Raw genomic sequence first — 14,033 nt, 5'->3', positions numbered from 1 at the left:
TCCTTGTCTGATGACGATCAAATTGCGTCTGCCTCCGAAGGAATGAAGGCAGGGCAAAGTGCAGCGCAAGGGTTCTATGCGAGGCAGTCAGGCGTAAATCGGACGCTTCCGGCACGCGTGTAGGAAAGGGATATTCAGCCAGTGAGGTCGTTCCTACAGGAGCTTCTGCAGATCCTCCACCGGTAGCGGCCGGCTATGCAGGTACCCCTGGTAGAGATGGCAGCCCAAGCCTTGCAGGAACTCTAGCTGTTCCACGGTCTCCACCCCTTCGGCGATGATCTTCAGTTCCAGGCTGCGGGCCATGGCGACGATGGCGCGGATGATCTCGGCGTCGTTGGGGTCGGTGGTGGCGTCGCGGATGAACGACTGGTCGATTTTCAGGGTGTCGACCGGCAGGCGCTTGAGGTATGTGAGCGAGGAGTAACCGGTGCCGAAATCGTCCATGGCAAAGCTCACGCCGAGTTTTTTCAGGCGCAGCATCTTGTTGATGGTGTCTTCCAGGTTCTGGATGACGATGCCTTCGGTGATTTCCAGTTTCAGCAGCGAGCAGGGCAGGCCGTAGGTGGCGAGGCTGCTTTCGATGCGCTCGACGAAATCGTTCTGGCGGAACTGGCGCGGGCTGATGTTGACGCACAGGCTGAATTGCAGCGGGTCCACCAAGCCATCGGCGATCAGTTTCTTGAAGGCCTGGCAGGCTTCATCGACGATCCAGGTGCCGACCTCGAGGATCAGTCCGCTGTCTTCCAGGACCTTGATGAACTCGGTGGGCGACTGCGCGCCGAGCTCTGGATGATTCCAGCGCACCAGCGCTTCGGCACCGACGATGCGGTTGTCCCGGGCGTCCACCTGGGGTTGGTAATGCACGCGAAACTCACCACGCGACAGTGCCAGGCGCAGGTCGGTTTCCATGCGCAGGCGTTCGCTCGCGGCCTTCTGCATGGTGTTGTGGTACATCTGCGCGGTATTGCGCCCCGAATCCTTGGCCCGATAAAGAGCAATGTCGGCGCGCTTGAGCAAGTCGGTCGGCGTCGAGCCGTGGTCGGGAATCAAGGCAATGCCGATGCTCGGCGTCACCTGCAGGCGCTGGCCGTCGAGGAACATCGGTTCGGACAGCAGTTCACGAATGGTATCGGCCAGCTCGCGGACCTGATCGCTGACCTGGTTGCGCGTGCCTTCGAGGCCACTGAGCAACACCACGAACTCATCACCGCCCAGGCGCGCGACGGTGTCTTCCATGCGCACGCTGGCTTCCAGGCGCGCGGTGATGATTTTCAGCACCGTGTCGCCCACCGGATGGCCGAGGGAATCGTTGATGTGCTTGAAGTGGTCGAGGTCGAGAAACATCAATGCTCCGCGCAGGTTATGGCGCTTGAGCAGGGCGATCTGCTGGCTCAGGCGATCCATCAGCAGGGCGCGGTTGGGCAGGTTGGTCAGGGGGTCGTGGTAGGCCAGGTGGCGGATCTGCGCCTCGGCATTTTTCAGCAGGCTGACGTCCCGGGCGGTCAGCAGCAGGCACGCGGTTTCGTTGAGGGTGATCGGTTCTACCGAGACCTCGACCGTCAGCAGCTCGCCGCGCTTGTTGCGCCCGAGCATCTCCAGGTGATGTACCCGGCCCTTGATCTGCAGTTCGGCGAGTAAGGTCGAGCGCTGTTTCTCTTCGGCCCAGATCCCCACCTGGTACACGGTGCGGCCGATCACTTCGTCGGCGCGGTAGCCGGTCAGGCGGCAGAAACCGTCGTTGACCTCCAGATAACGTCCGGTATCGCGTTCAGTGATGGTGATGGCGTCGGGGCTGGAGTGGAAGGCCTTGGCGAACTTCTCTTCGCTGGCCTTGAGCGCCGCTTCCGAGCGTTGCTGCTGGGTGATGTCGCGTAAGGTGGTGACGACGCACGGCTGTTCGCTGACATTGATCTGGCGGCTGGAGATCACGCAGGTCAGCGACTGCCCGTCCTTGTGCTGGACGAGGATCGCCACATTGTTCAGGCCTTGCTCGCGGATCACCTGTTCGATCCGTTGCAGGCTTTTCGCCGAGGCGTCCCACAAACCGATTTCGTCGGCGCTGCGGCCGATCACATCGGCGGCGCTCCAGCCGAAGGTCTGGGTGAAGCTGGAATTGATTTCGATGAACTGCCCGGTGTCCTGGCGGGTCACGCAGATCGGGTCGGGGCTGACCTGGAACAGGGTGGCGAATTTCTCTTCGGAGGCCACCAGGCGTTGTTCGCGCTCGACCTGGTCGGTGATGTCGAGCAGGGTGCCGGCCATGCGCAAGGGCACGCCGTTTTCATCGCGGTAGAGGCGGGCGCGGCTCTCCAGATAGCGTGAGCTGCCATCCGGCATTTGCACCCGATAGGTCAGCTGATAGTTGCCGGCCGGGCCTTCGCGCAGGCTGCGGTAGGCATCGCGCATGGTGTCGCGTTCTTCGCCGGGCACGCCTTCGAAAAACTCGTCGAAGGATTCATGGAACGGCTTGGCCTCCATGCCGTGCAACTGTGCGGCGCGGGCCGAGCCATACAACATGCCGCTGGGAATGTGCCAGTCCCAGGTGCCCAGTTGCGCCGAGTCCAGGGCCAGGTCGAGGCGCTCCTGGCTGTCTTTGAGGGCGTGTTCGGCGGCTTTGCGTTCGGTGGTGTCAAGGAAGGTGCTGAGCAGATAGGGCTGACCTTCGAGTTCGACCTTTTGCGCACTGAGGATGCCATCGTGGATCTGCCCGTTGCTGGCGCGAAACTGCACCTCCATGCTGGTCAGCTCACCTTTGGCCTTGGTGGCCTTGACCAGTTGTGCGCGTTGTTCGGGGTTCACCCAGAGGCCCAGTTCCAGGGTGGTACGGCCGATCGCGTCCTGGACCGGCCAGCCGAACAGGCTTTCGAAATACTGGTTGGCTTCGGTGATCAGGCCGTCTTCCTGGCGCGTCAGCAGGACCATGTTCGGGCACAGGTGGAACAGCGTGGCGAAGCGTTTCTCCGAACTGCTCAGCGCCTGTTCGCGCTGGCGTTGGTGGGTGATTTCGCGGATCACGCCAATCATCCGTGGACGGCCGTGCTTGTCCGGCAGCAGGCTGCCGCTGATCTCCAGCCAGTGCAGGCTGCCGTCGGGCCAGCGAACGCGATGGTGCATTGCCTGCTCCAGCGGCGCGCCGCCGATCACGGCATGGAAGGCGCGAAGGGTCTTGGCCCGGTCTTCCACAGGCAACAAGTCAAGGTATTCCAGGTCGGCCGGCAACGGTTGCCGGGGATCGAAGCCAAACAGCGCCTGGGTGCCCCGGGACCAGCTGATCTGCCCGCGCTCGATGTCCCAATACCAGGCGCCCAGGCGCGCGCCGTTGAGCGCGGCCAGCAGTTGCGAGGCACTTTCCCAGCTCTGTTCGGAGCTTTTCGGGTCAAGCGCCTGGATGCGCGGCATTGGCGGAATACGGTCAACAGATTTCGGCATTGGCAAGCCTTGGGCTGAATTGTGTATCGGGTACAGGAATTCGCGGCTCTATAGGAGTAGCACAAGTTAGCCTTGAGTCCCTGGCAGATCGATCTGGCCATCCAGCAAGGCCATGAAGGCCCGTGCTGCATTCGATAGCGTCCTTTCAGTGTGCAGGATATAGCCTAGCTGGCGAGTCAGTTGTATGCCCGGCAAAGGTATCCGCGCAACCTGGTCATCGAGCATGGTCCGTGGCAGGACGCTCCAGGCCAGGCCGATCGACACCATCATCTTGATCGTTTCCAGGTAATTGGTGCTCATGGCGATGTTCGGCGTCAGGCCCTGTGCTTCGAACAGGCGCTGGACGATGTGGTGGGTAAAGGTGTTGCCGCCGGGAAACACTGCCGGGTGGCGGGCGATGTCCGCGAGGCTGACCTTGCCATTGTTGAGCAGCGAATGCTCGGGGGCGACCACGAAGTCCAGCGGGTCGTCCCACACCGGCGTGGCCTTGACCAGGGCGTGGGGTTCCGGCGCCAGGGTGATCACCGCCAGTTCGGCCCTTCCGTGGAGGATTTCTTCGTAGGCCACTTCCGAATCGAGAAACTGGATATCCAGCGCCACCTCGGGATAGCGCCGGGTGAACTCCCTTAATAAGGGTGGCAAACGGTGCAGGCCGATGTGGTGACTGGTGGCCAGGGTCAGACGACCGCTCACCTCCCCGGTGAGGTTGGTCAGGGCGCGGCGCGTATCATCGAGGACATTGAGAATCTGGTAGGCCCGGGGCAGCAGGGCGCGGCCGGCTTCGGTCAGGCCGACTTCGCGGCCCAGCCGATCGAATAGCCGCACCTTCAGTTGCTGCTCCAGCCCGGCGATGCGCTTGCTGATCGCCGGCTGAGTCAGGTGCAAGCGTTCGCCGGCTCCGGAGAAGCTTCCGGTCTCGGCGATGGCAATAAAGGCATTAAGGTTGGCCAGGTCCACGCTCGTATTCCAGTTGGTTATCCAAAGCATAAAAAATATGAATTTGAGTTATTTAATGTAACCCCATAGGATCAGCCTCACAAGCCAAGGGGTTATTGAATCGCTCAAGACCCAGGGCATAGAAAGAAGCTGATGAGGAAACCGTCTGATGGCCGGCAAAACGCTCTACGACAAGCTCTGGGATTCGCATTTGGTCAAGCAGCGCGACGATGGCTCCGCGCTGATCTACATCGATCGTCACATCATCCATGAAGTGACCTCGCCACAAGCCTTCGAAGGCCTGCGGCTGGCCGGGCGCAAGCCATGGCGCATCGATGCCAACATCGCGACCCCGGACCACAACGTACCGACCACCCCTGAGCGCAAGGGCGGCATCGCGGCCATTGCCGACGAGGTTTCGCGTTTGCAGGTCCAGACCCTCGACGACAACTGCGATGAATACGGCATCGTCGAATTCAAGATGAACGACGTCCGCCAAGGCATCGTCCACGTCATCGGCCCGGAGCAGGGTGCCACCTTGCCGGGCATGACCGTGGTCTGCGGCGACTCCCATACCTCGACCCACGGCGCGTTTGGTGCCCTGGCTCACGGTATCGGCACCTCCGAGGTCGAGCACGTGCTCGCTACCCAGTGCCTGGTCGCTAAAAAGATGAAGAACATGCTGGTTTCCGTCGAAGGCAAGTTGCCGTTCGGCGTGACCGCCAAGGACATCGTCCTCGCCGTGATCGGCAAGATCGGCACCGCCGGCGGTAACGGCCACGCCATCGAGTTCGCCGGCAGCGCGATTCGTGACCTGTCCGTCGAAGGCCGCATGACCATCTGCAACATGTCCATCGAGGCCGGTGCCCGCGTTGGCCTGGTCGCTGCGGACGAAAAAACCGTGGCTTACGTGAAGGGCCGTCCATTCGCCCCGAAAGGCGCGGAATGGGACCTGGCCGTGGAAGCCTGGAAAGACCTGGTTTCTGATAAAGACGCCAAGTTCGACACTATCGTTGAACTCGACGCGACCCAGATCAAGCCGCAAGTCAGCTGGGGCACCTCGCCTGAGATGGTCCTGGCGGTGGATCAGAACGTGCCGGACCCTGCGAAGGAAATGGACCTGGTCAAACGCGATTCGATCGTGCGCGCCTTGAAATACATGGGTTTGACCGCCAATCAGGCGATCACCGACATTCAGCTGGACCGCGTATTCATCGGCTCCTGCACCAACTCGCGGATCGAAGATTTGCGCGCCGCAGCCGTCATCGCCAAGGGCCGCAAAGTGGCCTCGACCATCAAGCAGGCGATCGTGGTGCCGGGCTCGGGCCTGGTGAAGGCGCAGGCCGAAGCCGAAGGTCTGGACAAGATCTTCCTTGAAGCCGGTTTTGAGTGGCGTGAGCCGGGTTGCTCGATGTGCCTGGCGATGAACCCGGACCGTTTGGAGTCCGGCGAGCATTGCGCTTCCACGTCGAACCGAAACTTCGAAGGCCGTCAGGGCGCCGGTGGCCGTACCCACCTCGTCAGCCCGGCCATGGCCGCGGCCGCCGCTGTGAACGGTCGTTTCGTCGACGTCCGTGAATTGATCTAAAGGAGCGCAGCATGAAAGCTTTTACCCAGCACACTGGACTTGTCGCGCCTCTGGATCGTGCCAACGTCGACACCGACCAGATCATCCCGAAGCAGTTCCTGAAGTCGATCAAGCGCACCGGTTTCGGTCCGAACCTGTTCGACGAGTGGCGCTACCTGGATGTGGGGCAGCCGTATCAGGACAACTCCAAGCGTCCGTTGAACCAGGACTTCGTCCTCAACGCCGAGCGTTACCAGGGCGCCAGCGTACTGCTTGCCCGCGAGAACTTCGGTTGCGGCTCCAGCCGCGAGCACGCGCCATGGGCTTTGGAAGAATACGGTTTCCGCAGCATCATCGCGCCGAGCTATGCCGACATCTTCTTCAACAACAGCTTCAAGAACGGCTTGCTGCCGATTATCTTGAGCGATGCCGAAGTCGATGAGCTGTTCCAGCAGGTCGAGGCCAACCCCGGCTATCAGTTGCAGATCGATCTGCAGGCCCAGACCGTGACCCGTCCGGACGGCAAGGTGTTGAACTTTGAGATCGATGCCTTCCGCAAGCACTGCCTGCTCAACGGCCTGGACGATATCGGCCTGACCTTGCAGGACGGCGATGCGATTGCGGCGTTTGAAGCCAAGCATCGTGCGAGCCAGCCGTGGTTGTTTCGCGACGCTTGATTGATCCGATATTGATGTAGGCAGGGCCGGCCCCATCGCCGGCAGGCCAGCTCCCACAGGTTTTGTGAGCACCGCAAATCCCTGTAGGAGCTGGCTTGCCAGCGATGAGGCCCGGACAGACGACACAAGGCTAAATCCCAAAAAGGAAGTTCCCATGACCAGCACCGCCCAGCACAGCCAGGTAGTCCAAAAGCAATTCGGTGAACAGGCCGCGGCCTACCTGAGCAGCGCCGTACACGCTCAAGGCACCGAATTCGCGCTGCTACAGGCCGAACTGGCAGGGCAGGGCGAAGCTCGGGTCCTGGACCTGGGCTGTGGCGCTGGTCATGTGAGTTTCCAGGTGGCATCGCTGGTCAAGGAAGTGGTCGCCTACGACCTGTCGCAACAGATGCTTGACGTGGTGGCCGCTGCCGCCGTCGATCGTGGCTTGAGCAACGTCACCACAGTCAACGGCGCCGCCGAGCGCCTGCCGTTCGCCGATGGCGAGTTCGACTTCGTGTTCAGCCGTTATTCGGCACACCACTGGAGCGATCTCGGCCTGGCCCTGCGGGAAGTGCGGCGGGTATTGAAGCCGGGCGGTGTCGCGGCATTCGTCGACGTGTTGTCGCCGGGCAGTCCATTGTTCGACACTTACCTGCAAAGCGTCGAAGTGCTGCGCGACACCAGCCATGTGCGCGACTATAGCGCCGGTGAGTGGTTGCGCCAGGTCAGTGAGGCCGGGCTGCATACCCGCAGCACCACCCGTCAGCGGCTGCGTCTGGAATACAGCTCCTGGGTCGAGCGCATGCGTACCCCGCAGGTGATGCGCGCGGCGATCCGCGAATTGCAGCAGTCGATGGGCAACGAAGTACGCGAATATTTCGAGATTGAGGCCGATGGTTCGTTCAGCACGGATGTGCTGGTATTGATGGCCGAGCGATAGAATTTTTCCGGGCGCGCCCCCAGGGCGCACCGACTGATGACATGAGGAAAGCATGAGCAAGCAGATTCTGATTCTCCCAGGTGACGGTATTGGCCCGGAAATCATGGCCGAAGCGGTCAAGGTGCTGGAATTGGCCAGCGACAAGTTCGCCCTGGGCTTCGAGCTGAGCCACGACGTAATCGGCGGCGCGGCCATCGACAAGCACGGCGTGCCACTGGCTGACGAAACCCTGGAGCGTGCCCGCGCCGCCGACGCGGTATTGCTGGGCGCCGTGGGAGGCCCGAAATGGGACACCATCGAGCGTGACATCCGCCCTGAGCGCGGCCTGCTGAAAATCCGTGCGCAACTGGGCCTGTTCGGCAACCTGCGCCCGGCGATCCTCTACCCGCAACTGGCCGAGGCCTCCAGCCTGAAGCCGGAAATCGTTGCCGGCCTGGACATCCTGATCGTTCGCGAGCTGACCGGCGGTATCTACTTCGGCGCGCCACGTGGCACCCGCACCCTGGAAAACGGCGAGCGTCAGTCCTACGACACCCTGCCGTACAGCGAAAGCGAAATCCGCCGCATCGCCCGAGTCGGTTTCGACATGGCCATGGTCCGCGGCAAGAAGCTCTGCTCTGTGGACAAGGCCAACGTATTGGCCTCCAGCCAGCTGTGGCGTGAAATCGTCGAGGAAGTGGCCAAGGACTACCCGCAGGTCGAACTGAGCCACATGTACGTCGACAACGCCGCCATGCAACTGGTGCGCACGCCGAAGCAGTTCGACGTGATCGTCACCGACAACATGTTTGGCGATATCCTGTCCGACCAGGCGTCGATGCTCACCGGTTCCATCGGCATGCTGCCGTCGGCGTCCCTGGACACCAACAACAAGGGCATGTACGAGCCGTGCCACGGTTCGGCGCCGGATATCGCAGGCCAAGGCATCGCCAACCCGTTGGCGACCATTTTGTCTGTCTCGATGATGCTGCGCTACAGCTTCAACCAGCAGGCCGCGGCCGATGCCATCGAGAAAGCCGTCAGCCTGGTCCTGGACCAGGGCTTGCGCACCGGTGACATCTGGTCGGCCGGTTGCACTAAAGTCGGTACGCAGGAAATGGGCGACGCAGTAGTCGCCGCGCTGCGGAATCTGTAATCTCTCGGGCCCGCTGCCGCTTTTACCCCCGGAAGCAGCGGCCCACTTTTCAAGAAGGTGTAGTTGCGATGAAACGTGTAGGTCTGATCGGTTGGCGCGGTATGGTCGGTTCCGTGCTCATGCAGCGGATGCTGGAAGAGCAGGATTTCGATCTTATCGAGCCGGTGTTTTTCACCACTTCCAATGTCGGTGGCCAAGGCCCGTCCGTGGGCAAGGACATTGCTCCGCTCAAGGACGCTTACAGCATTGAAGAGCTGAAAACCCTCGACGTGATCCTGACCTGCCAGGGTGGCGACTACACCAGCGAAGTGTTCCCGAAGCTGCGCGAAGCGGGCTGGCAGGGTTACTGGATCGACGCCGCTTCCAGCCTGCGCATGCAGGATGACGCGGTCATCGTGCTGGACCCGGTGAACCGCAAGGTCATCGACCAGCAGCTGGACGCGGGCACCAAGAACTACATCGGCGGCAACTGCACCGTCAGCCTGATGCTGATGGGCCTGGGTGGCCTGTTCGAGGCTGGCCTGGTGGAGTGGATGAGCGCCATGACCTATCAGGCGGCTTCCGGTGCCGGCGCGCAGAACATGCGTGAACTGATCAAGCAGATGGGTGCGACCCACGCCGCTGTCGCCGATCAACTGGCCGATCCGGCCAGCGCGATCCTCGACATCGACCGTCGTGTGGCCGAAGCCATGCGCAGCGACGCATACCCGACCGAAAACTTCGGCGTACCGCTGGCCGGCAGCCTGATCCCGTGGATCGACAAGGAACTGCCGAATGGTCAGAGCCGTGAAGAGTGGAAGGCCCAGGCCGAAACCAACAAGATCCTCGGTCGCTTCAAGAGCCCGATCCCGGTGGATGGCATCTGCGTGCGCATCGGCGCCATGCGCTGCCACAGCCAGGCGCTGACCATCAAGCTGAACAAAGACGTGCCGATCGCCGATATCGAAGGGCTGATCAGCCAGCACAACCCTTGGGTCAAGCTGGTGCCGAACAGCCGCGAAACCAGCATTCAGGAGCTGAGCCCGAACAAGGTCACCGGCACCCTGAACATCCCGGTAGGCCGTCTGCGCAAGCTGAACATGGGCTCGCAGTTCGTCGGCGCGTTCACCGTCGGCGACCAGCTGCTGTGGGGCGCGGCCGAACCGCTGCGTCGCATGCTGCGGATCCTGCTCGAGCGTTGATCGGTTGATGCAATGAAAAACCCGCGCCTTGCGAGAGGCGCGGGTTTTTTTATTCCGGGTTTCTCGGTTGTCTGGTCTGGCCCCTTCGCTGGCAAGCCAGCTCCTACAAGGACAGCGCAATCCCTGTAGGAGCTGGCTTGCCAGCGAAGGGGCCATAACGGGCGCCGAAGGGCTCGCCCGAATTGCCTGTACATCCACCACCCGGTAAAGTGCCGCTCCCCCCGTTTCGCCAGAGGTAAAACCCATGAGCCAGACCATTGATATTGCCGTGATCGGCGCCACCGGTACTGTCGGCGAAACGCTGGTGCAGATTCTCGAAGAGCGCGATTTCCCGATCGGCACCCTGCATTTACTGGCCAGCAGCGAATCCGCCGGCAGTTCGGTGCCGTATCGCGGCAAGAACGTGCGGGTGCGCGAAGTCGATGAGTTCGACTTCAGCAAGGTTCAACTGGTGTTTTTTGCCGCCGGTCCCGCCGTGACATTGAGTTATGCCGCCCGTGCCACCGCCGCCGGTTGCTCGCTGATCGACCTCTCCGGCGCCTTGCCGGCCGACCAGGCGCCACAGGTGGTCCCGGAAGCGAATGCGCAGGTGCTGGCCGGCCTGAAAAAGCCATTTCAGGTCAGTAGCCCGAGCCCGTCGGCCACCACCCTGGCAGTCGTGCTCGCCCCCTTGCTGGGTTTGCTCGATTTGCAGCGCATCAACCTGACCGCCAGCCTGGCAGTGTCGGCCCAGGGCCGCGAAGCCGTGACCGAACTGGCCCGGCAAACCGCCGAACTGCTCAATGTGCGCCCACTGGAGCCAACCTTCTTTGACCGGCAGATGGCATTCAACCTGCTGGCCCAGGTCGGCAAGCCGGATGAGCAGGGCCATACCGTGCTGGAAAAGCGCCTGGTGCGCGAGCTGCGCCAGGTCATGGCGCTGCCTTCTTTGAAGATTTCCGTGACTTGCATTCAAGCCCCGGTGTTTTTTGGCGATAGCTATAGCGTGACTCTGCAATCCGCGAGCGACATCGATCTGGTCAAGGTCAATGCCGCACTCGAAGACGCGCCCGGCATCGAGCTGGTGGAAGCCGGCGACTACCCGACAGCGGTCGGTGATGCCGTGGGGCAGGATGTGGTCTACGTTGGTCGGGTGCGCCTGGGGATCGACGAACCGTCGGAACTTAATCTGTGGCTGACGTCAGATAACGTACGCAAAGGCGCGGCCCTCAATGCTGTGCAGCTGGCCGAGTTGTTGATAAAAGACCTGCTGTAAAAGATACTTCCAAACGAGCGCCATGCCTGGCCGTAATGCCGAAGGCGAGCCACCCTGCAGGGCGTTGCAGGGCATGCATGAAACGATCGCGCGCGGCGACCTTCGCCCGCGCGCAATGCCTTACGGCAGCGGCTACCTACCTCGCTGGCCGAGGAATGTAAAAACTAAGGATAAGCTATGGTTCAAGTTCGCAAACTGGTGTTAGCAATAGCGGCCGCCTCGGCGCTGTCCTCCGGTATGGCGCATGCCCTCGGGCTTGGGGAACTGACCCTGAAATCGACGCTGAACCAGCCGCTGGTGGCGGAAATCGAGTTGCTCGACGTCAAGGAACTCACCGCCGCCGAAGTGGTGCCGAGCCTGGCTTCACCAGAAGATTTCGCCAAGGCCGGTGTCGACCGCCAGGCGTTTCTCAACGACCTGACCTTTACCCCGGTGCTCAACGCCAGCGGTAAAAGCATCCTGCGCGTGACCTCCAGCAAGCCCCTGAGCGAGCCGATGGTGAAATTCCTGGTTCAGGTGATGTGGCCCAACGGTCGTCTGCTGCGCGATTACAGCGTATTGCTCGATCCGTCCAAATTCTCGCCGCAGACCGCTGACGCGGCTGCGCAGCCTGCACCTGTTCAAACCGGTACAACGCCCGTCACCGGTGCGACCCCACCGGCTGAATACACCACCACAAAGCGCGATACCCTGTGGGAAATCGCCGCGAAGGCGCGCAATGGCGGTTCGATCCAGCAAACCATGCTCGCCATCCAGGCGCTGAACCCGGATGCCTTCATCGATGGCAACATCAACCGGCTCAAGACCGGCCAGGTGCTGCGTCTGCCGGATCAGGCCCAAACCACGAGCCTGCCGCAAGCCAAGGCCATCGCCGAAGTGGCTGCACAAAACACCGCCTGGCGTCAGGGGCGTCGTTATGTCGCCAAGCCGGGTACTGGCCAGCAGCAGCTCGATGCGACCAATCGCGGTCGCGGTGAAGCACCTTCGGCACAAGCCGCCCAGGACAAGCTGAGCCTGGTGTCCGCCGAATCCGGCAAGGCCGGTGCCAAGGGCGCCGCGGGCGATGCCAAGGCCTTGAACAACCAGCTGGCGGTGACCCAGGAAAGCCTCGATACCAAGCGCCGTGACAGCGCTGAACTGAAAAGCCGCATGACCGATCTGCAAAGCCAGATGGACAAGCTGCAACGTCTCATCGAGCTGAAGAACAACCAACTGGCCAAATTGCAGGCCGACGGTGCGGCCGGGGCGCCTGCGGAGACTGCAACCGTTGCGGCGATCCCGGCTGAGCCGGCGACCGATCCTGCGGCAACGCCTGCCGAAGCGCCGGCGCCAGCCGAAGCGACAGCGCCCACGGCAGACCCGGCTGCAGCGACGCCTGAAGCCCCTGCTGCTCCAACTGCGGCTCCGGCCGACACTCCGATCGAACCGAAGCCTGCTGCCTCCAACGATCAGAAATTCAACGAGCTGCTGACCAATCCGTTGCTCTTGGGCCTGGCGGGTGGCGGGGCAATCGTGGTGCTGCTGTTGCTGCTGTTGCTGGCCCGTCGCCGCAAAGCCCAGCAGGAAGCCGAAAAACACCTGCGCATGGCCCGCGCCCTGGCAGAAGAGCAGGAGTTCTCCAGCGAGCTTGACCTGTCCAAAGGCATCTTCGAGGACCTGGACGTCGAGCCGCCGACCCCGAAACTGGCCACGGCACCCGCTCCAGCGCCAGCTCCAGCCCCGGTGATTGCCCCGGTTGTAGTCACGCCGCCGATTGCTGCACCCTTGGTATCGCCCGCCGCCGAGCATTCCGACGACGTGCTGGGCCGGGCGCAGTCGCACATCGACGGTGGTCGCCTGAATCAGGCCGCCGCGCTGCTGGAAGAGGGCGTCAAGCAGGAGCCGCAACGCAGCGAGTTGCGCCTTAAGCTGATGGAAGTCTACGGCTTGCAGGGTGACCGCGACGCGTTTGTGGTCCAGGAGCGGCAGTTGGTGGCCAACGGCGACAACTATGCCCAGGTCGAAAAACTCAAGAGCCGTTTCCCGGCCATGGCACTGGTCGCTGCCGGCGGTATTGCCGCTGCCGCCGCTGCTGCGGAACTGGACGCGCAGTACGTCAAGGATCTGTTGCTCGACGAGCCGCAATCGCCGGCTGCGGCCGATGACGATTTCGACAGCGCTTTCGACCTGAGCCTGGATGACCTGGAAAATGTCACGCCGGTCACGGTTGCGCCAGAGCCAGCGCCGGAGCCATTGCCAGAGCCAGCACCGGAAGCAACCCTGGCCGACCTGGAAGACTTCCCCCAGGACGATGACCTGAGTTTCGAGTCGGTCTTGCAGCAACAGACTGAAATCAAGGAAAACCTCGATGACCTGTCGGAGTTCGACCTGGACATGGACCTCGGTGGCGAGCCTTCGCCGGCGATCCTGGCCGAGGACGATTTCCTGCTGAGCCTGGACGAAGACATCAAGGACCTGCCGGCCGCGCCAGTACCAGACGTGCCACAAGTGACCCTCGACGATCTGGACCTACCGGCCGATTTCGACTTGTCGCTGGCCGATGAAATGGACGAAACGCCGCCTGCGCAGGCGTTCAGCACTGAGCTGGATGACGTCAGCGCCGAACTGGACGACCTGTCCCGGAGCATCAGCGAGCCGAGCTTCACGGTAGATGACGCCCTGGCCACCGTGGATGACGAGCCGGAGTTCGATTTCCTGTCCGGCACAGACGAAGTCGCCACCAAGCTCGACCTGGCCCAGGCCTATATCGACATGGGCGACAACGATGGTGCCCGCGACATCCTCAACGAGGTGGTGACCGAAGGCGACGACGGCCAGAAGAGCGAAGCCAGGGAGATGCTGGCGCGTCTGGCTTGAGTCATTTGTTGCAAGCAGAACGGCAGCCCATCGAGGCTGCCGTTTTTGTTTGCGGGTGATGTGATGGTGTCTGTG

Annotated in this window: 9 protein-coding genes; 7 read left to right on the top strand and 2 right to left on the bottom strand. The window is 62.1% G+C overall.

Annotated features, from left to right (window positions below; all coding sequences use genetic code 11):
* Positions 1-153: 153 nt before the first annotated feature.
* Together ACM6I6_RS04010 and ACM6I6_RS04005 are read right to left on the bottom strand one after the other, a co-directional pair.
* Positions 154-3,429: a PAS domain S-box protein gene (locus ACM6I6_RS04010; RefSeq protein ID WP_274075425.1), complete on the bottom strand. Its 3,276-nt coding sequence runs from the start codon at positions 3,427-3,429 to the stop codon at positions 154-156.
* 66 nt (positions 3,430-3,495) lie between these two features.
* The gene (locus ACM6I6_RS04005) at positions 3,496-4,386 is read right to left on the bottom strand and encodes a LysR family transcriptional regulator (protein ID WP_414919448.1); all 891 of its coding nucleotides are present in this window, start codon (positions 4,384-4,386) and stop codon (positions 3,496-3,498) included.
* A gap of 148 nt (positions 4,387-4,534) precedes the next feature.
* On the opposite strand from ACM6I6_RS04005, the gene leuC reads away from it, so the two are divergent.
* The 7 genes from leuC to ACM6I6_RS03970 all read left to right on the top strand — a co-directional run bounded on the left by leuC (position 4,535) and on the right by ACM6I6_RS03970 (position 13,958).
* On the top strand, positions 4,535-5,953 hold the full coding sequence (leuC, locus tag ACM6I6_RS04000; RefSeq protein ID WP_274075423.1) for a 3-isopropylmalate dehydratase large subunit: 1,419 nt from the start codon (positions 4,535-4,537) through the stop codon (positions 5,951-5,953).
* An 11-nt stretch (positions 5,954-5,964) separates the two neighbouring features.
* Positions 5,965-6,609 (top strand): 3-isopropylmalate dehydratase small subunit, encoded by a 645-nt coding sequence (gene leuD, locus ACM6I6_RS03995; RefSeq protein WP_077185516.1) that lies wholly within the window; start codon positions 5,965-5,967, stop codon positions 6,607-6,609.
* A gap of 154 nt (positions 6,610-6,763) precedes the next feature.
* On the top strand, positions 6,764-7,531 hold the full coding sequence (locus ACM6I6_RS03990) for a class I SAM-dependent methyltransferase (RefSeq protein ID WP_274075422.1): 768 nt from the start codon (positions 6,764-6,766) through the stop codon (positions 7,529-7,531).
* A 52-nt stretch (positions 7,532-7,583) separates the two neighbouring features.
* On the top strand, positions 7,584-8,666 hold the full coding sequence (leuB, locus tag ACM6I6_RS03985; RefSeq protein WP_414919447.1) for a 3-isopropylmalate dehydrogenase: 1,083 nt from the start codon (positions 7,584-7,586) through the stop codon (positions 8,664-8,666).
* A 68-nt stretch (positions 8,667-8,734) separates the two neighbouring features.
* Positions 8,735-9,847, top strand: a complete 1,113-nt coding sequence (gene asd / locus ACM6I6_RS03980) for an aspartate-semialdehyde dehydrogenase (protein WP_007975660.1) — start codon at positions 8,735-8,737, stop codon at positions 9,845-9,847.
* 244 nt (positions 9,848-10,091) lie between these two features.
* A complete protein-coding gene (locus ACM6I6_RS03975) occupies positions 10,092-11,102 on the top strand; it encodes an aspartate-semialdehyde dehydrogenase (RefSeq protein ID WP_274075420.1) in 1,011 nt (336 codons plus the stop codon).
* A gap of 177 nt (positions 11,103-11,279) precedes the next feature.
* Complete coding sequence (locus tag ACM6I6_RS03970) at positions 11,280-13,958, top strand: FimV/HubP family polar landmark protein (RefSeq protein ID WP_414919446.1); 2,679 nt, start codon at positions 11,280-11,282, stop codon at positions 13,956-13,958.
* The last annotated feature ends 75 nt before the right edge of the window (positions 13,959-14,033 follow it).

This window comes from Pseudomonas sp. IT-P218 (genome assembly GCF_949767605.1).
Taxonomy (GTDB): Bacteria; Pseudomonadota; Gammaproteobacteria; order Pseudomonadales; family Pseudomonadaceae; genus Aquipseudomonas; species Aquipseudomonas putida_AE.
This window is presented reverse-complemented; position numbering and strand designations above follow the sequence as displayed.